Below are 22,726 nucleotides of genomic sequence, written 5' to 3'. Positions count from 1 at the left end.
AAGTCTGGGGAGAAGAACGTTCGAGTGTGTGACGGAACGTTCAGGCGAGGGGCCTGGGAGTCGGCCGCACGGTCGGTGCGCACTCCTGGAGGGTCACCGGCTCGCCCATGGCGACCAGGATCTTCCGGCTGCCCTGGTAGGCGTCGCGTCCGTGCGCGGACAGGACGTTGTCGACGAGCATCAGGTCACCGGGCTGCCAGCTCTCGCGCCGGGTGGCCGTGTCGTAGGCCGCGTTGAGCGTGGCCACGTCCTCGGCGGTCAGCTCGGTGCCGTCCCCGAGGGCGGTGTCGAAGGGCAGGCCGTCCTCGCCGTAGGTCATGGCCAGCACGTCGAGGACCTCCTCGTCCAGCGACCAGCGGCTCCAGAACGCGGCGTGGTTGAACCAGACCTCCTCGCAGGTTACCGGATGGCGGACCAGCGCGGAGCGGCGCTGGACGGTGCGTAGCCCGGACTCGCCGGTCCACTCGAAGCCGATGAGGTTACGTGCGCAGTACTCCTCCACCGCCTCGCGGCGGTCGGTGGCGAACGCGGTCGGCCAGGGTAGCCCCACATGGCTGTGGTAGTTGCGGGTAAGCAGCCAGCCCGCCTTGCGGAACCGCTCCACGAGGTCGGCAGGCAGTGCAGCCAGCACCTCGCGGACATCGGCGACCGTGGTGGCGCCGCCCTTCTCGGGAGCCTCCAGGCAGCAGAAGATCAGCATACCCGGGAACTCCAGGGTGTAGCTGTTCTCGTTATGCAGGTGGATGGGCTGCGCCGGCGGCAGGTCCGTGGAGGAGTACACGTCGTCGCCGTACGCGCTGCGCGGGGTGGCCTTCTCTTTGTAGGCGGCCCGCCGCTCTACGAGGATGTCGCGTAGTTCGGCGAACTCCTCCAGCCGGGCGATGGGCAGCCCGCGGATCAACAGGTGCCCGTGGCGCAGCAGTTCGGTGCGGATCGCAGCCCGGTGCTCCGACAGCCAGGCACGGGCCCCGACGAGGTCCGGGAGCTCGGGAGTGGGAAGGATCGGTGGCTTGCCGGGCTCCAGGAGGAGGGGCAGCTCGGTGGGGGGAAGCGTGACGGGGTTCATATGAGGGGACTCCGCTCCTGCAGGTGGCGGCGCACCACCGCGGTGAGGATGGCCATGTGGTCGTGGAGATAGAAGTGGCCGCCGGACAGGACGTGGATCTCGCAGCGCCCAGTGCCGAGTTCGCGCCATCGCCGAAGCCGGTCGACGGGGACGGCCGAGTCGCTGTCGCCGCCGAACGCAACGATGGGGCAGTCCAAGCGGCGGTCTTCGTCGCCGTAGGAGTAGCTGTCGGTGACGGCCATGTCCGAACGGCAGGCGTCGAGGACGAGGTCGATCAGATCGGGCTCCGCCAGGATGTCCTCCGGCATGCCGCCGCGCTCCTTCAGCAGCGCCAGCAGTTCGTCGTCCGTGAGCCGGGCCGGGGGCACCGCTGCCGAGCGGTGGGCGTGCGCCGCCGCGGCGGCTGAGGGATAGAACGCGGCCGCGGGGCATCCGGCCTGCTGCAGCCGCCAGCACACCTCGAAGCCGAGCAGGGCGCCGAGGCTGTGTCCGAAGACATGCACGGGCGTGTCCAGACCGGCCAGCACCTCGGCCAGTGGATCGGCCAGCGCCGCGATCTCGGTGGCCGGTTCCTGCCCGTAACGGGCGCCCCGGCCGGGGTACTGGGCGGCGACCACGCGGATGCTGCTGGGGAACCACTGGGCCCAGTCGCCGTATGCCTGGGCGGAGCCGCCGGAGTGTGGGAGGAGCACGAGGTTGGCTTCGGCGGCCTTGGCTCGGGGGGTGACGCCCCATAGCCAGTCGCGGGGCTGGGGTGTGGGGGTGAGTGCGGGTTGAGTGTGGTTGGTCGCGCAGTTCCCCGTGCCCCGGGGCATCTCGGGATGCCTGTTGGTTATCAGGTTCGGGAGCTCGATCACGCCAGGCCTTCCCTATCCGAGCCGGATCCGGTCGCGGCGGTCTGGGATCTGGCCGCCTTTCGGATCAGCTTCGTCAGATGTGCCGCCAGCGCGGCGAGCTCACTGTGGCGGAACACATCCCTCACCGGGATCCGCACGCCGAGCTCGTCCGAGAGCCGGTTGGCGACCCGGGACGCGGCGAGCGAAGTGCCGCCTACCTGGAAGAAGTTGGCCTCACGGGTCGGGGAGTTGCAGCCGAGCAGCTCGCTCCACACGGTGGCGACTAGTTCCTCGAGCACGCCCCGGGGCGCGGTGCCTGCGGCTTCGGGGGCGTCGGTGGAAGCCTCGACTGCCGCGCGCCCGGCCGGGACGGCCGCATCCTCGGCCAGCCGATGGAGCGTCAGTTCCGGTCGCGCGACTGCCTTCTCGAGAAGCCGCAGATAGGCCCGGCCCAGCTCCTCCATCGTCGACCGGTCGAACAGGTCGGTGCGGAACGCGAAGTCGCCGCGTACGCCGTGGGCGCCGGAGGTCAGGTAGAAGGTCAGGTCCTCCTGTACGTCAAGCCCGCGCGGCGGCAGGTGCTCGACGGTGAGGCCGGACAGGGAAAGCGGCACGGTGAGTTCCTGGTGGGAGGCGACCGTGACCTGGACCAGTGGGTTGTGGCCCGCTGCGCGCGGCAGTTCCAGCCGCTCCAGCAGCAGCTCGAAGGGCAGCTCGTCCCGCTTGTAGGCGTCGATGAGGCTCCGCCCGGTGCGGACCAGGACGTCGGCGAGGCTCTCCTCGGGAGAGAGGACGCTCCGGATGGGCAGCACGTTGACGAAGAACCCGATCAGCTCCTCGGTCTCCGGCAGGGCGCGGTTGGCCGTGGTAATACCGGTGACCAGGTCCCACTGCCCCGACCAGGCGGCGAGCAGCGTCTGGAACGCCGCGAACTGCACGGCGAAGGGCGTCGTCCCCCGGGCCGTTGCCACGTCCGCCACGGCAGCCGAAACGGTCGGCGGGACGGCGAAACCTATGCGGTCGCCAGAGCTGGAGCGTACGGCCGGACGCGGCCGGTCGGTCGGCAGCGCAAGCAGATCCGGCGCCCCGGCCAGCACCTCACGCCAATGCGTCAAGGCTTCCTCATTCGAGGCTTCATCGTCCGCGAGGGATCGTTGCCATACGGCGAAATCCGGATACTGCACAGCCATTTCGGCCAATTCCGCGACGTCCGCCAGAACTTTGGCGTCGGTGACCGAGGGCAGCTCGGTCGCGGCGTCGTAGAGCGCGGCCAGTTCCCGATGGAAGACATCCATCGACCAGCCGTCGTTGGCGATGTGATGGAACACCGCGACCAGCACATGCTCCTGGGCGCCGAGCCGGAACAGCCGGGCCCGCAACAGCGGGTCACGTTCGAGGTCGAACGGCAGCCGGGTGAACTCCCGCAGCACCGCGTCCAGTTCCGCCGGCCCGGCGACATCCTCGGGAACGAGCCGGAAGGGCGCCGGATCGGCGACGACCTGGTACAACTCGCCCCGCCTGATGGCGAATCCGGTCCGCAGTGCCTCGTGCCGGGCGAGGACGGCGCCCAGCGCCGTGGTCAGCGCGTCTACGTCCACCGGGCCGGTCAGCCGGTAGGCGTGCGGGGCGGTCAGCGAACGGTCGTCGTCCCCGGCGACCTGCTGGGCGAGCCACATGCCCTGCTGAGCGTGCGAGGCCGGCAGTGGCCGCTCGCGGTCGGCGCGGGGCACCGTACAGGCCGAAGCCTCCCCGGCACGGTCAAGCCACGCCTGGAGTATGTCGACGGTCGGATCAGGCTGTTGGTCAGCCATGTAGAAGCGCCCTTTCCCCCGGGATAGCGGTGCGAAAACGCTCGAAGGTGAATTGACGGGCAGTCAATGCACCCGCACTGGTTGCGTGTTGAAGCCAAGTATGAGGATGAAATCCTAACAAGATCCAGTCTTGACTCTCGCGGTTTTTGAAGCATATGTTGCCGTGAGTATCGACCCGCACCGCATACTTTTCGGACGTCAGGCATCCATTCCGTCGCACCGGTGAGCACCGACCGTCGTCCTGTGTGCTGCGCTGCGAACCCTTTCCCTGACATTCCCGGAAGCCGGGTCGGCCCCGAGCGGGCGCAAGGGCCGGGGTCGCCGACCGGCTTCAGCCACACGAGGAGAAGTGGGATCCCCATGAGCTCGTCCCAGCAACCGGCTGCCAACCCGGACGACCGGGCCCAACTGCTGCAGCGCTGGCTGGCCGGCCGGCGCGGATCTTCGGATGCGCCCGCCGTCCCGCGCGCCGACCGCTCGGCGCCGCTGCGTGCGTCCTCCGGCCAGCGCCGACTCTGGTTCCAGGACCACGCCGAGGACATCTCCGGGGACCGCAACATCCCCTTCGCCTGGCGGCTGACCGGCGCACTCGACACCGACGCGCTGTTTGGGGCACTGGACCTGGTCGTGCGCCGGCACGAGGCCCTGCGTACGGCCTTCCGGGAGGAAGGCGCCGAACTCCTGCAGGAGCTGCGCGACCCGTACACGTTCGACCGTTCGGTCGTCGAGGTCTCCGCGCAGACGCTCGCCGGGCCGGTCGAGACCGCCACCTACGAGCCGTTCGATTGGACCGAGGGCAGGCTGCTGCGGGCCCGGCTGTTCTGTGTCGCGGCCGACGAGCACGTCCTGCTGTTGGTGGCACCCCACCTGGTCGTCGACAACTGGTCGGCAGCCACCCTCCTCGATGAACTCACCTACGGGTACACGGCCCTGACGTCGGGTGAGGAACCGAACCTGCCCGAACTGGCCGTGCAGTACGCCGACTTCGCCGAGTGGCAGCGCACCCGGCTGGACGACGGAGGGCTCCAGCCGGGCATCGACTTCTGGCTGCGCGTCCTGGACGGCGCGCCCACTGTCTTGGACCTGCCCACCGACCGGCCGCGCCCCGCCCACAGCAGTCACCGGGCGGGCTGGACCCCGCTCGACGTGGACGCCGCGACGGCCCGGACCGTCGAGGAGCTGTGCGCCCGGGAGAAGGCCACCCCCTTCATGGCCCTGCTGGCTGCCTACGCCGTCCTGCTCGCCCGCCGTTCCGGCAGCCGCGACCTGGTCATCGGCAGCCCTGTCGCCGGCCGCAGCCTGTCCGAGCTCGAACCGCTCATCGGCTTCTTCGCCAACACCGTCCCGCTGCGCATCCAGGTCGACCCGCAAGCGCCGTTCGTCGCCCTGCTGCGCCAGGTACGGGAGACCGTGCTGTCCGCCATGGAGCACCAGGGCGTGCCGTTCGACCACCTAGTGCAGCTGATCGCCCCCGAGCGGTCGATGGCCGCCAACCCGCTGGTGCAGGTGGCGTTCTCGCTGAACGCCGCCGCAGCGGGCCGGGCCCGCCCGCTGCCCGGCCTCGAACTGGCCGACCACCCGGTGGCCGGCCGCTCCAGCCGCTACGACCTCGTGCTCGCCCTGGCTCCAGAAGGTGAGGGACTGCACGGCGAAGTGGTCTACGACGCCGACCTGTTCGACGCCCCGACCGCCGAGCGGCTCGCCGCCGAGTACCGCGCGACCGTGCGCGCCCTGGTCGCCGAGCCGGACATTTCCCTGCTGCGCCTTTCCTCCGGGGACCTGGTCGACGCGGCGCTCGACGGCCCCGCCGTCGGCTTCGACACCGGCCTGAACGTCACCGATCTGGTCGCCGATGTCGCCCGGCAGGACCCGCACCGGGTCGCCGTACGCGCACCCGACGGCGCGTTGGACTTCGCCGGACTGGACGCGCGCGCCAACGCCCTGGCCGCAGCCCTGCGCCAGCGCGGGGCCGGACCCGAGCGCGCCGTGGGCGTCCACTTGGGCCGCTCGCACGACCTGGTCGCGGCGCTGCTCGCGGTGTGGAAGACCGGGGCGGCCTTCGTGCCGCTCGACCCGGCCCACCCCGTCGACCGGCTGGCCGGAACCGTGAGGGACGCCGGGGTGACGGTCCTCGTCGCGGACGCCGCCGCGCCGCTCGCGCAGGCCGCCTACGGTGTGCCGGTGGTCGACCCGGCCGCCCTGACGGCGACCGAGGTCCCCGAGGTGCGCCCGGAGCGCAGCCTGCCCGACGCGCTCGCCTACCTCGTCTACACCTCGGGCACCACCGGCGAGCCCAAGGGCGTCGGCGTCAGCTACCGCAACGTCGCCAACCTGATTGGCGCGGTCGCCCCGCTCGCCCCGCCGCAGGGCGGACTCGGCGGCAATGTGCTCGCACCGGCCTTCGATGGCTGGATCTGGTCCACCGTCCTGCCGCTGGCACACGGCCGCGGGGTTGTGCTCGCCGACCCGCTCGATGGCATGGACGCCGTCCTCGACGGATCCGTGGACCTGGTGACGGCGACGCCCTCACTGCTCGCCGCGCACCCGACGCCCGCACCGGAAGCTGGACCGAGGACCGTGGTCGTCGCGGGCGAGGCGTCCGCGCCCGCGCTCGTCGAACGCTGGTCGAGGGGACGCCGGTTCGTCAACGCGTACGGCCCCACCGAGACGACCATCTGCGCCACCTGGGCCGACTCCGAGGCCGGGGACGACCCGGTGACCATCGGCCGCCCCCTGCCCAACTACCGCGTCCGCGTGCTCGACCGCTACCTGCGGCCTGTCCCGGCCGGCACGCCGGGCGAGCTGTTCATCGCCGGCGAGGGCGTCGCCCGCGGCTACCGCAACCTGCCCGGCCAGACCGCCTCCCGCTTCCTGCCCGACCCGCTCGGCGACGGCGGCCGCATGTACCGCACCGGTGACCGGGTGCGGCTGCGGCCCGACGGGATGCTGGAGTTTGTCGGCCGGGCCGACCAGCAGATCAAGGTGCGTGGTTTCCGGGTGGAGCCCGCCGGCATCGAGCGCGCGGCGAGCGCGGTCGCAGGCGTCCGCAGCGCGGCGGTCTTCACCGTGCCGGGCCCGGTCGCGCCCGCGCTCGGCCTGGCCGTCGTCCCCGAGGACACCGCGGGGGAGAAGCTGGAAACCGAGGTGCGCGCCGCGCTGGAGGCGGCACTGCCGGACTTCATGGTGCCCTCCTACGTCGTCCGCGTGGACCGGCTTCCGCTCACGGCGACCGGCAAGGTCGACGAGGCGGCCCTCGTTGTCCTCTGCGAGGAGAACGCCGACCGGGACCGTGCGGGCGAGGCACCCTCGACGCCCTCCGGGCAGCTCGTTGCCAAAGCCTGGAGCACCGTGTTGAAGAAGCCGGTGGACAGCGTCGAGGACAACTTCTTCGAACTTGGCGGCCACTCCCTGGTCGCCACCCAGGTGGTGTCGATGCTGCGCAAGGAGACCGGGCTGCGGCTGCCGATGCGGCTGCTGTTCGCCCATCCCACCGTGGGTGCGCTGGCCGCCGAGCTGGACCGGCTCGCGGCCGAACGGGAGACCACAGCCGAGGCGTGATCGCACGCCGACAGGCCCCGGCCGGCAGCACGCCGCCGCCCGGGGTCTGTCGGCGTGATCGCGCCGTTCACCGTCGGCGTGTCCCGGCACAAGCTGTCGCACGCCCCGAACATGCCCTATACCCAGACAAGTTGTCCTCGGAGCAAAGGCAGGAAGCATGCCCACTTTCGCAGCGTCCGACGGGACCGGACTCGCTTATCAGGTGCTCGGCGACGGGCCTCCCCTCGTCTGTGTGCCCGGCGGCCCGGGCCGCGCCGGCGCGTATCTGGCCGGGCTGGCCGGTGCCGTGGGCGGGAGGTCCCTGGTCGTGCTCGACAACCGGGGCACCGGCGCCTCCGAGGAGCCGGCCGACCCGGAGTCGTACCGGATGGAACGGCTCGTCGACGACATCGAGGCGCTGCGTGCGCATCTGGGGCTGGAGCGGATGGACCTGCTGGCCCACTCCTCGGCCGGGAACACCGCGCTGCTGTACGCGCTGCGCAGGCCGGAGCGCGTCGCGCGGCTGGTGCTGCTCGCGCCGAGCACGCGGGCCGTGGGGATCGGGGTCGACGACTTCGAGGAGGCGCTGGCCCGGCGGGCCGACCAGGACTGGTACGAGAGCGCGCGGGCCGGGATCAAGGGCTGGCTGGGCGCGCCCACCATCGCCGACAGCCTGCCCCACCGGGAGCAGGCGGCCCCCTTCTTCTACGGCCGCTGGGACGAGGCCGCCCGTGACCACGCCCGCGCGGAGACGGCTGAGCTGTCGGCGCTGGCCGCGACCGGCTTCTACGCCGACGTCACCCTCGACCCGGCCGAGGTCCGGGCGGACGCTGCCGCGTTGGCGACATCGGTGCTTGTGGTGACGGGCGAACTGGACCCGTTCCCCACTCCGGCGACCGGGCAGCGGCTTGCCGCGCTCTTCCCGCACGGGCAGTCGTACGTCCAGCCCGGCGCGGGTCACTACATGTGGCTGGACGACCCAAAGGCGCTTGGCGCGCCACTGGGCGGGTTCCTGGCCCGCCTGGTCTGAGCCGAGGGTGGTGCGGGCTGTGCGCGACGACAACAGCCCGCACCCGGCCTCACAGCTGCCCGGCTGCGGCCGCCACGACCGCCTCCTCCAGCTCGTGCGCGAGGTCGGCGAGTACCGGATGGTCGAACACTGTCCGCAGTGGCAGCCGGCAGCCGCTGAGGTCGGTCAGCCGGGACAGCACCCGGGTCGCGAGCAGCGAGTGCCCGCCGATCCGGAAGAAGTCGTCGTCCGCGCCGACCCGGTCCAGATCGAGCACGTCCTGCCATACCTCGGCGACCAGCTCCTCGACCGGACCGGACGGCGCCCGGTACGCGGCGGTGGCACGGAACTCCGGAGCGGGCAGAGCGGCCCGGTCGACCTTGCCGTTCGCGGTCAGCGGCAGCTCCGGCAGCACGGTGTAGGTCGCGGGGTGCATCCATCTGGGCAGCGCCCGCTCAGTGTCCTTTCGTACGGTGTCCACGTCCGCCCCGGCCCGCAGGCAGAGGTACGCGCACAGCTGCGCCTCGCCGCCAGGCGGGGTGCGCAGCGCGACCGCGGCCTCGGCCACGCCGGGGCGTGCCGCGAGCACGGCCTCGATCTCACCGGGTTCGATCCGATGCCCGCGCACTTTCACCTGCGTGTCGGTGCGGCCCAGGTACTCCAGGCACCCGTCGGTGCGCCACCGCGCCCGGTCGCCCGTGCGGTACATACGGCTGCCGTCCCCGGCCCACGGGTCGGGCACGAACTGGCCCGCGGTGAGACCGGGGCGCCCCAGATAGCCGAGGGCGACACCGGGCCCGGCCAGGAACACCTCGCCCGGACTGCCCACCGGGACGGGACGCAGCCAGGCGTCCAAGACCCGCACCCGCATCCCGCGCAGCGGACCGCCGATGTGGACGGCCCCGCCCGGCTCCAGCCGGCCGCAACTGGCCGCGATGGTGGCCTCGGTGGGCCCGTAGAGGTTGTCGAGGGCGAAGGGCAGCTCCGGCGGGACGCCGGCCAGGCTGTCCCCGCCGATCTGCACCGAGCGCAGGGCGAGACCTTCGGACGGCAGGCCCGAGGCCGCCGCCGCGGCGAAGAGGGGAGTGGTGAGGAAGGCCACCGTGACGCCCTCCTCCGCCAGCCGCGACCAGAGCCTGCCCGGGTCGAGCCGGTCCTCGTCCGGCAGCACGGTCAGGCTCGCCCCCGCGGCCAGCGCCGGGAGGGTGTCCAGCAGGCCCGCGTCGAAGCTGGGGCTGGCCAGCTGCGACAGGCGGTCGTCCGGAGTGAGCGCGTAGTGGTCGACGTACCAGGAGACGAAGTTGCCGATGCCCTCGTGCGTCACCAGGACGCCCTTGGGCAGGCCGGTGGAGCCGGAAGTGTAGATCAGGTACGCGGGCTGCAACGGCCGTATCGTGGCGGCCGGTTGAGCGGGCGACGAGGCCGACACATCGAGAAGTTCGACGTGCGCGGGCCACTCCGGCCGCGACCGGGTGGTGTCGTCGGTGAGCACCAGCGGACAGCCCGAGTCGTGCAGCAGATGGTCGAGGCGCTCGGCGGGGTAGGCCGGGTCGAGCGGCAGATAGATCGCCCCCGCGCGCAGCACGCCGAGCAGCGCCGCGACCTGCGAGGCCGAGCGCGGCAGGCACACCCCGACCGCGGTACCCGGAGAGGTGAGACGGGAGCCGATCAGCCCGGCGACCCGCTCCACCTCCGCGCCCAACTGGGCGTATGTCAGCCGGGTGTCGCCGTCGACCACCGCCGGTGCGTCGGGACGCTCCCGCATCTGGCGCTCGAAGAGGCCCAGGACCGTCGGCGGCTCACCGGCGGGCGCCCCGCTGGCGAACGCATCGAGTTCCACGGCTTCCTCGGCGGTGACCGCCGCCACCAGCGAGAGCCTCTGCTCGGGGGAGCGCGTCAACTCCTCCAGCAGGGCCACGAATCGGCCTGCCAGCCGTTCGATCGTACGAGGAGTGAACAGGTCCGCCGCGAAGTGCGCGTCGACGGCCAGCGCGCCCCCGTCGCCTGGGCCCGCGGCGAAGGTCAGGTCGAACTGGGTCCTGGCGGTCTCCCGGAACTCCAGCCGCTCACCCCACCCGGAACCGGACCCGGGGACGGACTCCGCCAGGGTGAACACCGCCTGCACGAGCGGGTTGTGCCCGGGAGTGCGGGTCGGTGCCACGGCCTCGACCAGCCGGTCGAAGGACACCCCCTGATGGTCATACGCGTCGAGGACGGTGTCCCGGGTGCGGGCGACCAGCCGGGCGAACGACTCGGACTCGTCCACCCGGCTGCGCAGCGGCAGCAGGTTGACGAAGAAGCCGACGATCGGCTCGGTCTCCGCGGAGCGGCGGTTGGCCGCGACCGAGCCCACGACCGGATCCGGCTGCCCGGTCCAGCGGGCCAGTAGCACCTGGAAGGCGGCCAGCAGCGTCTGGAACACCGAGGCCCCGCAGTCCCTCGCGGTCCGTTCGAGCGCGGCCACGGTGGCAGCCGGAACCTGGAAACGTTGGCATCCTGCGGTGAACGTACGCTCCGGGGGCCGGGGCAGATCGGTGGGGAACGCCAGCACCTGAGGCGCCCCGGCGAGCTGCTCCCGCCAGAAGGCGAGGTCGTCGGCGAACACCCCGCGCTCGAACTCTGACTGCTCCCAGGCGGCGAAATCCGCGTACTGGTGGGCGAGTTCCGGCAAATCGGCCCCACACCCTTCGACGTCGGCGCGATAGAACTCGCCGAGTTCCTGGTGCAGCAGGTCCATCGACCAGCCGTCGGTGGCGATGTGATGGATCACCAGGAAGAGGATGTGGTCCCGGTCCGTCAGCGAGAACAGCCCCACCCGCAGCAGCGGGCCGCGCTCCAGATCGAAGCCCGCGGCGAAGAACTCCGCCATCCGCGCCCGGCGCACCTCGTCGTCCCCGCCGCAGTCCTTGATATGCAGCTTCAACGGCGCAGCGGCGTCCACCAGTTGATGGAGCGCGCCGACGGAGGCCAGGGCGAAGCGGGTGCGCAGCGACTCGTGCCGGGCGACCAGGGACTCCACGGCCGACCGCAGGGCCGTCACGTCGACTTCCTCGCGCAGGCGTAGCGCCAGCGTCGAGTGGTAGACGGTGCCGCCGTCCGGGTCGGCCTGGGAGCGCAGCTGATGGTCGAACCACAGCCGACGCTGGGCGGTCGACGCGATCAGCGGACGGGACCGGTCGGCCCGCGGCATGGACGCGTGGCGCGGGCGGGAGCGGAGCCAAGCGGTGATGTCGTCGTCAGGAGAGTCAAGCGACACAGTGCCCTCCGAAGGGGCTGTTGCGACAGGAGCCTTGGGGTGGCCACGCCGTCGCCACCTGCGGTGCCGTCGACGGCGCCTTACAGTTGATCAACGTCGGGTGGACGGCGGCAAGCCTCCCGGCAAGTGACCTGCGCCACTCCATAGTTGGAGGCGTCGGAGCACCTGTGGCCGGATCGGGAGGGTACCGCAGCACCTGCGGCGTCCGGCGACTGTAGGGTCCCCGCATGATCGGACGACGAGACCGGGCCAGAAGCCCGATGCCGCGCACCTATTACCTCTGGCTGTCAGGAGCACTCGCCTCCATCCTGGGCGACGCGGTCCTGTACTTCGCCCTTGGCTGGGCGGCGGCCGCGCACGGCGGCACCGTGGCGGGTTTGGTACTCACCGCGATCAACCTGCCTCGGGTGCTGCTGCTGATCGTCGGCGGCACTGTCGGCGACCGGTTCGGCGCCCGTCGGGTGATGATCGCCGGGGACGCGGTCATGCTGGCCGGCATGCTCCTGCTCGCCGCGGTCTCCCATCAGACCGGCCCCGTCATCTGGCTGCTCGTGGCCACCGGCATCCTGGTCGGTGTGAAGGACGCCTTCTATTTGCCCGCCTCCGGCTCCATGCCGCTGCGGCTGGTTGGTAAGGAACCGCTGCCGCGCGCACTGGCGATGCGGCAGGGCGGGGCCCAGCTGGTGACCTTCGTCGCCGGACCGCTGGGCGGCGCGCTGGTCGCCGCCGCTGGCCTGACCGGGACGGCCCTGCTGAGCGCGGCGACCTTCACCGTCATCCTGATCGTCGTGATCGCCGTACGCCCCGCCTTTGACATCCCACCCGCCCAGAGCAGCGGCAGCTTCCTGCGCGACGCGATGGACGGCGTCGGCACCGGCATGAGGGACCCCGTCCTGCGGGCCGCGCTCCTGGTCACCGGCGGCGTCGCGGGCTTCCTGCTGCCGGTGATCCCGCTGCTGCTGCCGCTGCTGGCCCGCCAGGAGCATTGGAGCGCCGGGTGGACCGGCGTGATCTTCGGCGCGCAGAGCCTGGGGCTGCTCGGCGTGATCCTGCTGGTGATCGTCCGCGGTGCCTTCAGCCAGCCCGGACTGGCCGCCGGTGTGGGCGTGCTTGTCGCGGCCGGGGGCCTGGGCCTGCTCGCCCTGGCCCCCGGCGTCGCGGTCCTCGCGGCCGTCCTGGTAGGCGTCGGGTCGGGGCTCTTCGCCTCCCACATCGGCCCGCTGGTGCTGATGAGCGCCCCGCACTCGCACCTCGCCCGCATGCAGGCCCTGCTCACCCTGGTACAGAGCGTGGCCCTGCTGGCCATGAACAACGTCCTCGGCAACCTCTCCCAGCTCACCAGCCCCAACACGGCCCTCCTGGCCTGCGGCGCCGCCATCGCCCTGACCGGCTGCGCCGCCCTGGGCTCTCGCCCCCTGCGCACGGCTACCATCGCGACACCGGCCCCCGAGCCGGAGCAGGAACCGATCGCGGCGGGCGCGACGGACCCGGCGTGAGGTCCTGGCGTGACCCCTCAGGGCACCCTGAGGGGTCACGCCGACCCCTCAGCGCACCGTGAAGCCGCCGTCCACCGGTACCACTGCGCCGGTCACCTGACGAGACTCGTCACTGGCCAGCCATACCGCCGTGGACGCGATGTCGGTGGCCTCCACGAGGCGGTTCATCGGCTGGGACTCGGCGAACGTCCGCTCGTGGTCGGCGGTGGGCAGATCGAGGCAGCGGGCGATCTCGACCAGCATCCGTCCCTCCAGGGCCGGTTCGTCTCGCACCGAACCGGGGCATAGCGCGTTGACGCGGATGCCGTGCGGCGCGTAGTCGAGCGCCGCCGCCCGGGTGAGGCCGATCAGCCCGTGCTTGGCGGCCACGTACGCCCCGAAGTAGCGGTAGCCGACCATGCCCGCGGTCGAGGAGACGTTGATGACGCTGCCTGACTGCTGCGCGACCATCGCTGGCAGCACCGCCCGCATGGCCCGCCAGGCGCCATTGAGGTCAATGTCCAGCATCAGACCCCACTCGTCCTCCTCGATCTCGTGCACCGGCCGGCCCGAAGGCGCCGCGATCCCGGCGTTGTTCACCAGCACGTCGATAGCGCCGAAACGGTCGAGGGCGCTGTCCGCGGCGGCCCGCAGATCCTCGGCGACCCGTACGTCACCGGCCTGCTCGACGACCGAGGCACCGGCCGCACGGCACTTCTCCGCGGTGGCCTTCAACTGGCTGGCGGTACCGAGCGGATACGGACAGCCCGGGTCGTCGGCGCAGATGTCGAGCAGCACCAGGTCCGCGCCCTCCTTCGCGAAGGCGGTGGCCGTGGCACGGCCTATGCCGCGCGCAGCCCCCGTGATCAGTGCCGTCTTGCCTGCCAGCCGCATGGGTGAACCCCTCTGGATGTAGGTCGCGAACGTATGGCCGAATTCTATGACGCATGATCACCTCCGCACCGCCCGTGCGGGCACGGGTTGTGCCCTGGGAAGTGGTGTACGGGTTCGACCTGATCCGGGGGTTTGCTTCGGCGTCGGGATGGTGCCCGCATAGTTGAACGGTCACCGGCTGATCTTCGAGATGTCGAAGCCTCGAAGGGGATCGGCACGATAACCGCACCTGACGGTGCGCCACCGGACGCTCTCACTGAAGACAACCTCGGCGCGGCGAGTCCCGATCTGCTGCGCGCGATGGTCAAGACGTTTGCCGACGCCCTCATGTCTACCGAGGCCGACACCCTGTGCAACGCCGAATACGGGCAGGTCAGCGACGAACGCCTCAACCTGCGCAACGGCTACCGCCCACGCGAGTGGGGCATCCGCGTCGGTACCGTCGAGTTGGCCATCCCCCAAGCTCAGGACGAGGAGTTACTTCCCGCACTGTCTACTGGAGCGGCGCTGCCGACCAAACAGGCCCATCTCGGTGGCCGCCACCGCCTACCTGCTCGGCGTCTCCACCCGCCAGGTCGAGAACCTCACCGAGGGAGGGGAGATCGGTGGTCGACCGGATCTGGCTGGATGTTCCGTACGGGGAGAAGGACCAAGCGAAGGCGGCCGGCGCCCAGTGGGAACCGGCCGCCAAGCGCTGGAACGCACCCCGCAAGGGCATGACCGCCCTTGAGCCGTGGGCCGCGGTCCCCGACGTGCCGGACCTGCTGCCTGGTGAGGACCGCACACAGGGTGAGCTTGTCTTTTAACCTCGCCCCCAGGCAGAGGGGCTGTACGATTTCCAGCTTCTGAGGGTCAGGAGTTGGTCCAGCTGCGGGTGCTGAGGACCAACCGGTAACCGTCCGGATCTTCGATGCTGGTACCCCAGGTGTCCCAATACGGGTTACGGGCCTGCACGCGCTTGCCGCCGTGGGCTTCCAGGCGTGAGATCAGCGTTTGCGGTACCTGCTCGTCGAGGTAGACCACGAGAAGGTCCTCCTCGGTAGCTGCGGTTCAACGCCGGCGTCGTGGACGAGTTCAAGGAGCTCGGCGTTCGGGTGGGGCTGGGCCTCGAGCCGTTCGCGCAGCTCGATCTCCTGGGTGGTGAGCGGCTCTCCCGCGCGGCGGATGCGTACGGGCTTGGGCCGAAGCGGTAGAACCTCGTCCACCGCGGCGGCCTCGGCCTCGGCTCCGCGAGCGCTTGATAGAGCGAGGCGACGGACGGCGACTTCCCGGTCTTGATGGTGAGCTTGGCGATGTCGGGGCGCGGACGCCCTTGTTCTTCAGCGCGATGGCGAAGGTGAGCATGTCGTTGTCGATGACCTTCGGGCGGCCGCTGCCGTTCCTACTCATTGCCTCGTCCAGCGGAGCTAATTAGCGCCATGAGGACGAGGAGGCTCACGGCTAGGCTGACAACTTGTTGGGCAGGCCATTCTTGTTGTATGGCCAGGACGATCACGGCGGTGACGGCGTAGGGCCATGAACGGCCATGCTGCTGTGGCGAGTTGGGAGTAGACACGGTGAACCTCTCGTGATCGGCTGATCTGTCGGAGACTCACGTTCCTTCATGAGGTCGTTGTTCGCCGCTGAGGACTGGTGTTGTCGCAGGTGGCCGCTGAAACATCAGGGACAACCTGCGGTTTGTTCCTGGACAACGAGAGTAATTCGGGGGAGAGATGGGACGGCCACTGGGAACTTTGAAGGGGCGTACGGAAGCGGCCAACGCGTTTGCTCGCTGGCTGCGTAGGATCACGACAGCGGTGACGGTCCGGACCCTGGAGAAGGACTTTCCCTACGGCAAGTCCTCTTGGAGTGGGTTCCGTGACGGTAGTCGGCTTCCGACGCCGGAACTGATCAAACAGGTTGTGACCAAGTACGTGCCTGAGCCGGTCATGCGAGCACGGCACCTGACCGACGGATTACGCCTGCTGGAGGCTGCTCAGCAGGCCGCTCAAGCTCTAGAAGTTGGCCGGGACCTTCATGTATCGATGCCCGAACCCAGGCGGGCAGACCCCGTCGTGGCAGCGTTCCTGCGGCTCGATGACGCCCGACTGAGGCAGATCGAGGCCATGCAGAAACTGGCCGCCTCCGAACGGAGGCGCGCAGAGCTCGAGGACACGGTCTCCTTCTTACAAGAGCGCTGCACCTTGCTCGAGAGCGAGCGCGACCGCGCCCGAGAAGATGCCCAGACAGAGCTCCAGCATGAGCTCCAGATGTCACGCGAGTACCGGCGCCAGGCCGACGAGAAGCTGGATCATGCCCGCCGCGCCGAGGAGAAGGCGTACCAGCTGCGGCTGGCTGCGGAAAAGCAGGTGACCCTCGAGCGAATGGCCCTCCGGCGGCTCGATCAGGACCTTGCTCCGGACAGCGCCCTGCCGCCTCAGCCTGGGCCATCCATCATCCAGGAGCTGAACCTGCCGCCACTCCACCAGATTCACGAATTCCTCGAGGCCAAACAGAGGCAGCTGGACGCCCAGGACGACGAGCTGAACGACCTGGGCGAGCAGATCGGTCTAGGGGGCCGGCAGCCCGTGGGCCATGAGACACAGTCACCCAGCCGGATTCTTCAAGGGCGCGTGGTGGACGGCTCCATGGATCCCGGCAGCCAAGATGTCCCCAAAGCACCGCTGGACAACCCCGAAAAACCCCACACCAGCAGAAACGCCTCCGGGACTCAGAAAGCCGCCGAGCCACCGTACGACCGACCGGGCCAGTCGACAGAGCTGATGATCGGCCTGAAAACGGTCACCACCCCAGCGGCTTTGTCCACTGTCCTCTCACGACTGCTGCAACGGGCGGGACAGGGGTCGATCAAGAACCTGACGCAGGTGGCCTTCCCCGGAAGCCTGAAGGATGACTTGCTCCTTATGGCCGTCATGCGCTGGATCGACGGCGACGCGCTGCCCGAAACGTGGCCGCACCTGGAGTCCCTGGTGCGAGTCATGGGCGCCACAGACCGAGAGGTAGTGGCCTTTCACCAGGCATACACCCGCGTCATCGAGAACTTCCCCTCCGGGGACTCTCTCGATCTCGCTGACCTGCCGCGTCATCGTCGCTTGCTGCCCGACATCCTCAGGAGGCCAAGCCGGCCGGGGGTCCGTGCACGGCACTGGGTTATGGCCGTCGCCGGACCCTGTACCGTCACCGCCCTCACGACCGGCTACACCGCCGGCCTTCAGGCGGCCCCGGGCCCCGGCGGATGGAAGCTCGTCGGCTACGGTGCTTTGACCCTGCTCGCCCTGGTTCTTGTCCTCATGAGCACCGTGAGGCTGGCTGTGCCGTTCGTCGGGGAGGAGGGAAAAGTCCGCAGCAATCATGCCGGCGCGAGTGTCGTTCTCAGCCTGCTCGCCACGCCCATTGGACTGGCACTTCCCTGGGTCATCGGATCCGACGTGTTGGGGCGGTGGTTCGCGAACCTTGTAGGACTCGTGTAGCACCCTCCCGCGAGGGCATGTCGTGCTGGCTCACCGGAAGCTGTAGGCCGTGTTCGGGGGCCGGCTCCAGCGGCTGAAGACCAGAGGATCGCGTATGGGCCTGCTACAGCAGATGCCGGTTGGGTGCTTTCGCGGCGGCGGCGTATTCGGGTAGTTCGATGACGGTGACGCCTGCGTGTTCGAGGAGTTCGGTGGCGCGTGGGTCTGAGGCGCCAACACGCCGGCCTGTGTGGCCCTGTCCAGTTGTGCTCCGGCTGAAGGAGCTGCTGTTCCCGGTGGCTACCCTCGTCCTCGGGCCGACCCGGCGCGACGGGTAAGCCCGAGCGGCTGTGATCAGCGAGGTTGTGGTGGGTAGGCGGCGGTGCCAGTGGTCATCAGGACGCGGCTGCTGCTGGGAAGCAGGTGGCTATTGCGCGGCGAACCCGGCGCACGTGATGTAGCGCTGTGAGCCGTCGCCGACGGACCAGACCACGGTGTATGTGCCTGGTGGGTAGTGAGCGACGGCTCCCGGGAAGTCTCCGGGCCAGACCACGGTGGCCGGAGTGTCGGAGTGCACGGTGGTGCGTGCCAGGCGCGAGGTGCCGTCGGGCATATAGACGCGGGCCAGGACGGGCATCTCGCTCTGTACGGGGTCGATGTTGCCGTACTTGTTGCGCAGACTGAGCTTCTTCAGCGTTGCCGCTCCAGGGTGAGGATGGCCTTGGCGATTGACGTCATGCGGTTCGGACTGCATCGGGATCTGCGGAAGATCCGCCAGGACTTCAAGCGGGCGACGCCGCGTTCGACCGGTGCCCGTGCGGCGGCCAGGGCTCGGTTGACGGTCTTCTCGGTGGGGGTGAGTTCCTGCCGGGGCCTGCGTTTGATGCCCGTCGTCAGCCAGGGGCCGCCGCCCTGGTAGGCGAGATCGGCCAGGATGGGGACGCCTTGGCGCTCGCAGATACGGATGATCCGGTGGGTGCGGGCGGCGGTCAGATCGTGAGATCGGCCCGGCAGTGCGGGTGAGAGCCACAGCAGGTGGCCGTGCGGATCGGTGACCAGCTGCACGTTCACGCCGTGCCGGCGGTGCTTGTGGGAGTAGTCCGCGCGTGAGTCGCCGACCCGGTCGCATTCGGCGAGGGTGCCGTCCAGCAGGACGAAGTCGGGGTCGGCCTCGCGCAGGACTTTCAGCAGCCCCGGCGCGCGTTGGGCGAGCAGGTGGATGACCGCACTGGTGTAGGCGTGGGCGGTGGACTCGCTGATCCCGAACCCGGCGGCGATCTTGGCAAGGGTGGTGTGTTCGCGCAGGTACACCAGTGCCACCATCGCGCGCTGGGACGGGCGGAGCTTGCAGCGGCGGTCGCCCTCACGGGTGACGATGAGCATGGTGACCCACTCCACGAGCGCATGTGGCAGGTCGAGTGCGGCAGGATAGATGACCAAGGAGGCCCCCGAGCAGCGTGATTGAGACGTCAGACATCTCGATCAACAGCTCGGGGGTCTCGCTCGTTGCGGCCCGCAGGCAGTCACCCGACCGGTGGCCATCTCGAAGAAGCTCAGTGACCCTTTTCGTCAGGCGGGCCGGTGCCCTGATCCTCGTTCTGGAGGCCTGCTACCTGCTCCTCATGGAGTTGGTCCTTGCGGTGTTCGTGGTGGACACCTCTGAGATCGACCACACGGACGCGGGGGGGGGGGGGTACGGCGGCCTCGGCGGCGTCCTCTTCCTCGCCGCCGAAGGGCTGACGGTCCTGCTGCTGCTCTGGGGAGCGGCCGCGCTCGGGCTCGCCTCCTTCGCGGACAAGGGCCCCTCGTGGGCGCGTGCCGCTGGATTTGGCCTCGTGGCCGTCACGCAGGTGCTCGGCGTCTGGGCGGCGACGTCCAACGCGCTGGCGCAGGACGTCGGACCGGACGTGCTGGTCAACGCGGTGATGGTGCTGTTCGCCCTCACCGCCGGCGTCGCCTGTGTCCTGGGGCTCCGCGGCGCGGTGCGGAAGGCGCCTCTAGCGGCCTGAGCGGTCCCCTTCCCCACGGAAGGCCGGGGCCCCGGTTCGGAAGAACCGGGGCCCCGGCCTTTTTCGTGTTCAGGGGCCGCCGGGGGGCGGGGCGGTCAGCCCGTCGCGCACGGCACACCTCCGAGGGTGAAGGCGCCGGGGGCCGGGTTGGCGCCCACCCGGGTGCTGATGGTCAGGGAGACAGCTCCGTCCGTGGAGCCCGGGAAGGACACCGGCCAGGGCAGGAGCTGAGGGCCCCGGGCCTGGGCTTACTGATCGTTTCAGAATGCCGTCCTGCGGAGACGCTGGCAGCCCATGGAACAATCCCTCCAGCCACGGGCTCAGGGGGATGACGCCGTATGGAACGGGTTGGGGCTGCACGGGAGCTCGTGCTCGGTTACGTCCATGCTCTGAACGCAATTGACGAGGCCATGAGGGTGGCGATCCCCTCGCTGGAGCGACTGGGAGATGTCCTCGGCCTGGTCCGTTCGCGCCGGATCATCAGCCGGAGTGGACACGTCGGCACCTACTCCTACACGGTTCATGGGGCAGGGTGCCGCTTCGTCAGCGACGACGGCACTGAGGTCGATGTGGACTTCGCAGCCGACGGGAGCGAAGTCTTCGACTTCTGGCGGCTGCGCTGGTACGGGCTGAGCCTGCCGGAGCCTCTTGACGTCACGGATCAGGACCTGCGGTCCGCGGTGCGGTCCCTGCAACCGCTTCTGGACGAGGTGCGACCGGGGTGGTTCAGCGTCGCCAACTGATCGCTCAGGATGAGGTACGCAGGCGGCGCAGGCATATGAGACACCTCAGGCGTTTAACTCGTCAAGTTGGTGGGCTCGTTGTTCGAGTGTGTGTCGGTAGCATCATGGACATGCCCGATGTGTGGATCGGTCTCAGCGAGGCCGAGCAGAGGAGAAACTGGTGGTGGACCGGTTTCCTGACGCTGGTCTTTGCCGGTGGGGCGGTAGCGGTCGGCCTGGCCGAGTCGACATCAGACCGATGGTGGTGGGTTGGTGGCTTCGGTGTTGTGTGGTTGACCTCGGTTTTCTACATGATCAACCGTGGATACGGTCGGACGCGCCTGACTGCGGATGGAATGGAATTCCGCACCTTCGTGAGCCGGCGCTCGGTTCCCTGGAGCGAGATCACCCGAATCGAGAAGCGACAGCACCTCACGCGGAGTGGGTCCTGGTGGGACCTGCGGGCCGTACGGGGCCGTGGGCGTTCGCTCACGATTCCCGGGGCCTTCACCAATCGGATGTGGGATGCCGAGTTCGAGCGGAAGTTGTCCGTCATCCAAGAGCGTTGGTCGCGCGCGATCGGCGGCTGACGGCACTCATGCCGCGTGAGCTGCGATGGCTGTGGGGAACGCGACGGCTTCGTCGAAGTGGGTCCCGTGTTGGAGGCAGTGGTAGAGCTGTCCGATCATGCGGTTGAAGAGGTTCCTCTGAGCCGCAGAGTGCCAGTCCCCGCAGTCGCGCCGCCGCCGGTAGTGCACCTTGGCCCCCGGCGAGCGAGTGATGGCGGCGAAAGCCCAGAGACACCTCACGTTGCTATGCCGTCAAGCCGCTGGGGTCGGGGCCTCGAACAACGACGACCTCGCGGATAGCCTTGCCGCATGACTGAATCGGCCTCTGTCCAGCGCTCTTTGCCGACGTGGGACCAGGTGGTCGCGCTGCGGGACTTCATCCATGGACGGACATACGCTGCCGCGGTCCCCGCGATCCGGCTCAACGGAGAGCCGCCCCACGCCCCTGGGTCCGCCCTGGCACGCGTGGCGGCGGTCAACGGGGCCCTGTACGAAGTCACGTCCCACCTGTGCGGTCGGCTGTATGTCGAGCTTGCGACGGGTCGCCCTGGGCCCATCGCCGAGGCGTCGTGGGAGGCCCTCATCTCGATCACCACAGCCTGGCGCGAGGACCCGGAGTTGCCGGAAGGCATGAGAGAGCTGCTGCCGGTCAAGCCGCGGTGACCGCGAGGTCAGGCGTGGTGGGAAACGCGGACTGTTCGTCGAAGAGTTCGCGCTTCTGGAGGCAGTGGTAGAGCTGGCCAATCATGCGGTTGAAGAGGTTCCGCTGGGCGGCGGCGTGCCAGTCGGAGTGCTTGTCGCGTCGGCGCCGGTAGTGGGCTTTGGCTCCCACGGAGGCCGTCAGGGACGCGAAAGCCCAGAGATATCCCGCATGGTTGAGACGGTCGTTCTTCACCCAGCGCCGGGTGATGCTCGACTTCTTCCCCGAGGCCCGAGTAATGGGTGAGGCGCCGGCGTAGGCCTTCAGGCCACGGGCGTCGGCGAACCGGGTGCGATCGTCTCCGATCTCGGCCAGCACACGGGCACCGAGCTGGGTGCCGAGGCCGGGAAAGCTGAGGATGATCTCCGCGTCAGGATGCTGCGGGAAGACTTCCTCCACCGCCTGGGCGAGTTCGTCCGCGGCGGTGCAGGCGGCCGTGAGCTGGCCCAGGAGAGCGAGCATTTGCCTGCCCAGCGCGTCCTCGACCAGGGGCGGCTGGTGGGCCCAGTCCTGGCGGAAGGCCTCGCGGAGCCGCTCGGCTTCGGCCTCGATGGAGCGCTTACGGCCGGCTCGTTTGAGTGCGGCGGTGATCTGCGGGCGCGTCAGGCGTGCGGCCCTGGTTGGCGTGGGGACCAGCTTGAGGAGCTCGCGGGCCTCCGGGCGGCACAGACCGTTGTCCCACTTGGCGCAAGCCGCTAACGCGGCGGGGTAGTACTCGCGCAGCAGGGAGCGGAGCTGGTTGGCGAGCTGCTGTCGATTCCAGACGGCGTCCTGTTGAGCCCGGGCCAGGACCGCGATGGCGCGGGCCAGGTCGCTGTCGTCGGGCAGGGGCCGATGGGCGTGCATGTCGGTGCGGAGGATGTTCGCCAGGACGAGGGCGTCGCCGGGGTCGGACTTCTTCCGGGAGACGGCGTGCCGGTCGCGGTATCGGGCGGCGGCCATCGGGTTGATGGCGAACACCGGCCGCTTCCCGGTCCGCAGCACGGCGACGAGCAGGCCGCGGCTGGTCTCGACCGCGACGGGGATCGGGTTCTCTTCGGTGTCTCCGTACTCGGCGAGCAGGTCCAGCAGGACCTTGTAGCCGGCCGCATCGTCGGTGATGTGCCGCTTGGCCAGGAGCTGGCCGCTGTCGTCGACAAGGGCGACGTCGTGCGTCTTCTCCGCCCAGTCAATACCGCAGTAGATCAAGATGTTCCCTCCCCAGGGGTACGGATGTGCTTGCGCTGGTCACGAGCGCATGCGGGCCACGCAGCGACCTAATTCCAGGCCTCGGCCGCCAGGGCCGGGCCGCCGCCTCACTAGCCTCGCCGTTTCGGTTGGGTTGATGAGACGTTGTTGATCGTTAATTGTCAGGTGGGTGAGGCGTTTTTGCTGCTTGGGCATGGTGGAGTCC

At 69.8% G+C, this 22,726-nt stretch carries 18 protein-coding genes and 3 pseudogenes; 11 read left to right on the top strand and 10 right to left on the bottom strand.

All coding sequences use genetic code 11. From position 1 onward, the window contains the following. Positions 1–40: 40 nt before the first annotated feature. From ACWD01_RS34420 to ACWD01_RS34410, 3 genes are read right to left on the bottom strand one after another with little or no spacing between them, the layout of a single operon-like run. Positions 41–1,066, bottom strand: coding sequence for a TauD/TfdA family dioxygenase (locus ACWD01_RS34420; protein ID WP_451167523.1), 1,026 nt, complete (start codon positions 1,064–1,066; stop codon positions 41–43). Further along, complete coding sequence (locus ACWD01_RS34415) at positions 1,063–1,923, bottom strand: thioesterase II family protein (protein WP_451167522.1); 861 nt, start codon at positions 1,921–1,923, stop codon at positions 1,063–1,065. Before ACWD01_RS34415 ends, ACWD01_RS34420 begins: the two co-directional genes overlap by 4 nt. After that, entirely contained in the window at positions 1,920–3,713 is a 1,794-nt protein-coding gene (locus tag ACWD01_RS34410) for a condensation domain-containing protein (RefSeq protein WP_451167521.1), read from the bottom strand. The genes ACWD01_RS34415 and ACWD01_RS34410 overlap by 4 nt, the downstream gene beginning before the upstream one ends. A 360-nt stretch (positions 3,714–4,073) precedes the next feature. Between ACWD01_RS34410 and ACWD01_RS34405 the strand changes: the two genes are divergently transcribed. Both ACWD01_RS34405 and ACWD01_RS34400 read left to right on the top strand, forming a co-directional pair. Beyond that, a complete protein-coding gene (locus ACWD01_RS34405) occupies positions 4,074–7,271 on the top strand; it encodes an amino acid adenylation domain-containing protein (RefSeq protein WP_451167519.1) in 3,198 nt (1,065 codons plus the stop codon). 157 nt (positions 7,272–7,428) lie between these two features. Continuing rightward, on the top strand, positions 7,429–8,280 hold the full coding sequence (locus ACWD01_RS34400) for an alpha/beta fold hydrolase (RefSeq protein WP_451167518.1): 852 nt from the start codon (positions 7,429–7,431) through the stop codon (positions 8,278–8,280). A gap of 49 nt (positions 8,281–8,329) precedes the next feature. Here the strand turns inward: ACWD01_RS34400 and ACWD01_RS34395 are convergent, their stop codons facing one another. Then, positions 8,330–11,515, bottom strand: a complete 3,186-nt coding sequence (locus ACWD01_RS34395; RefSeq protein WP_451167517.1) for an amino acid adenylation domain-containing protein — start codon at positions 11,513–11,515, stop codon at positions 8,330–8,332. A gap of 227 nt (positions 11,516–11,742) precedes the next feature. Here ACWD01_RS34395 and ACWD01_RS34390 point away from each other — a divergent pair, with 227 nt between their 5' ends. Further along, positions 11,743–13,011: an MFS transporter gene (locus ACWD01_RS34390; RefSeq protein ID WP_451167515.1), complete on the top strand. Its 1,269-nt coding sequence runs from the start codon at positions 11,743–11,745 to the stop codon at positions 13,009–13,011. Between the two features lie 48 nt (positions 13,012–13,059). Here ACWD01_RS34390 and ACWD01_RS34385 read toward each other — a convergent pair whose 3' ends face one another. Continuing rightward, positions 13,060–13,884 (bottom strand): SDR family oxidoreductase, encoded by an 825-nt coding sequence (locus ACWD01_RS34385; RefSeq protein WP_451167513.1) that lies wholly within the window; start codon positions 13,882–13,884, stop codon positions 13,060–13,062. Between the two features lie 219 nt (positions 13,885–14,103). Here ACWD01_RS34385 and ACWD01_RS34380 point away from each other — a divergent pair. Further along, positions 14,104–14,476: pseudogene (locus tag ACWD01_RS34380) on the top strand (transposase); the annotation flags it as partial. Between the two features lie 13 nt (positions 14,477–14,489). Further along, a complete protein-coding gene (locus tag ACWD01_RS34375; RefSeq protein WP_451167511.1) occupies positions 14,490–14,690 on the top strand; it encodes a DUF5710 domain-containing protein in 201 nt (66 codons plus the stop codon). 46 nt (positions 14,691–14,736) lie between these two features. Here ACWD01_RS34375 and ACWD01_RS34370 read toward each other — a convergent pair. Beyond that, positions 14,737–14,963: pseudogene (locus tag ACWD01_RS34370) on the bottom strand (VOC family protein); the annotation flags it as partial. On the opposite strand from ACWD01_RS34370, the gene ACWD01_RS34365 reads away from it, so the two are divergent. Next, positions 14,949–15,077 (top strand): hypothetical protein, encoded by a 129-nt coding sequence (locus ACWD01_RS34365; protein WP_451167538.1) that lies wholly within the window; start codon positions 14,949–14,951, stop codon positions 15,075–15,077. The pseudogene ACWD01_RS34370 and the gene ACWD01_RS34365 sit on opposite strands and share 15 nt — an antisense overlap. Before the next feature lie 603 nt (positions 15,078–15,680). Beyond that, positions 15,681–17,354: a hypothetical protein gene (locus ACWD01_RS34360; RefSeq protein ID WP_451167510.1), complete on the top strand. Its 1,674-nt coding sequence runs from the start codon at positions 15,681–15,683 to the stop codon at positions 17,352–17,354. Between the two features lie 406 nt (positions 17,355–17,760). Here the strand turns inward: ACWD01_RS34360 and ACWD01_RS34355 are convergent, their stop codons facing one another. After that, a complete protein-coding gene (locus ACWD01_RS34355) occupies positions 17,761–17,970 on the bottom strand; it encodes a hypothetical protein (RefSeq protein ID WP_451167509.1) in 210 nt (69 codons plus the stop codon). A 53-nt stretch (positions 17,971–18,023) separates the two neighbouring features. Continuing rightward, complete coding sequence (locus ACWD01_RS34350) at positions 18,024–18,773, bottom strand: transposase family protein (protein ID WP_451167507.1); 750 nt, start codon at positions 18,771–18,773, stop codon at positions 18,024–18,026. Positions 18,774–18,889: 116 nt separating this feature from the next. On the opposite strand from ACWD01_RS34350, the gene ACWD01_RS34345 reads away from it, so the two are divergent. The 3 genes from ACWD01_RS34345 (at position 18,890) to ACWD01_RS34335 (ending at position 20,654) form a co-directional block, all read left to right on the top strand. Then, on the top strand, positions 18,890–19,342 hold the full coding sequence (locus ACWD01_RS34345) for a hypothetical protein (protein WP_451167505.1): 453 nt from the start codon (positions 18,890–18,892) through the stop codon (positions 19,340–19,342). 338 nt (positions 19,343–19,680) lie between these two features. Next, entirely contained in the window at positions 19,681–20,085 is a 405-nt protein-coding gene (locus tag ACWD01_RS34340) for a DUF6896 domain-containing protein (protein WP_451167503.1), read from the top strand. A gap of 110 nt (positions 20,086–20,195) precedes the next feature. Further along, positions 20,196–20,654: a PH domain-containing protein gene (locus ACWD01_RS34335; protein ID WP_451167501.1), complete on the top strand. Its 459-nt coding sequence runs from the start codon at positions 20,196–20,198 to the stop codon at positions 20,652–20,654. 6 nt (positions 20,655–20,660) lie between these two features. Here ACWD01_RS34335 and ACWD01_RS34330 read toward each other — a convergent pair. Beyond that, positions 20,661–20,885: pseudogene (locus tag ACWD01_RS34330) on the bottom strand (IS110 family transposase); the annotation flags it as partial. Positions 20,886–20,942: 57 nt separating this feature from the next. On the opposite strand from ACWD01_RS34330, the gene ACWD01_RS34325 reads away from it, so the two are divergent. Then, positions 20,943–21,296, top strand: coding sequence for a hypothetical protein (locus ACWD01_RS34325; protein ID WP_451167499.1), 354 nt, complete (start codon positions 20,943–20,945; stop codon positions 21,294–21,296). Here the strand turns inward: ACWD01_RS34325 and ACWD01_RS34320 are convergent. Continuing rightward, positions 21,283–22,521, bottom strand: coding sequence for an IS110 family transposase (locus ACWD01_RS34320; protein WP_451167497.1), 1,239 nt, complete (start codon positions 22,519–22,521; stop codon positions 21,283–21,285). The two genes, ACWD01_RS34325 and ACWD01_RS34320, sit on opposite strands and share 14 nt — an antisense overlap. Positions 22,522–22,726: the final 205 nt, after the last annotated feature.

The organism is Streptomyces sp. NPDC002835 (assembly GCF_053591995.1).
Note: the sequence above shows the minus strand (reverse complement) of the source record. Positions and strands in the feature narration are given on the sequence as shown.

What these genes read in the sequence shown, in the direction of transcription:
- ACWD01_RS34340 (WP_451167503.1), top strand. Translation starts at nt 19,681, where the DNA reads ATGGAACGGGTTGGGGCTGCACGGGAGCTCGTGCTCGGTTACGTCCAT.
- ACWD01_RS34420 (WP_451167523.1), bottom strand. Translation starts at nt 1,066, where the DNA reads ATGAACCCCGTCACGCTTCCCCCCACCGAGCTGCCCCTCCTCCTGGAG.
- ACWD01_RS34410 (WP_451167521.1), bottom strand. Translation starts at nt 3,713, where the DNA reads ATGGCTGACCAACAGCCTGATCCGACCGTCGACATACTCCAGGCGTGG.
- ACWD01_RS34390 (WP_451167515.1), top strand. Translation starts at nt 11,743, where the DNA reads ATGATCGGACGACGAGACCGGGCCAGAAGCCCGATGCCGCGCACCTAT.
- ACWD01_RS34335 (WP_451167501.1), top strand. Translation starts at nt 20,196, where the DNA reads ATGCCCGATGTGTGGATCGGTCTCAGCGAGGCCGAGCAGAGGAGAAAC.
- ACWD01_RS34355 (WP_451167509.1), bottom strand. Translation starts at nt 17,970, where the DNA reads ATGCCCGTCCTGGCCCGCGTCTATATGCCCGACGGCACCTCGCGCCTG.
- ACWD01_RS34325 (WP_451167499.1), top strand. Translation starts at nt 20,943, where the DNA reads ATGACTGAATCGGCCTCTGTCCAGCGCTCTTTGCCGACGTGGGACCAG.
- ACWD01_RS34400 (WP_451167518.1), top strand. Translation starts at nt 7,429, where the DNA reads ATGCCCACTTTCGCAGCGTCCGACGGGACCGGACTCGCTTATCAGGTG.
- ACWD01_RS34405 (WP_451167519.1), top strand. Translation starts at nt 4,074, where the DNA reads ATGAGCTCGTCCCAGCAACCGGCTGCCAACCCGGACGACCGGGCCCAA.
- ACWD01_RS34385 (WP_451167513.1), bottom strand. Translation starts at nt 13,884, where the DNA reads ATGCGGCTGGCAGGCAAGACGGCACTGATCACGGGGGCTGCGCGCGGC.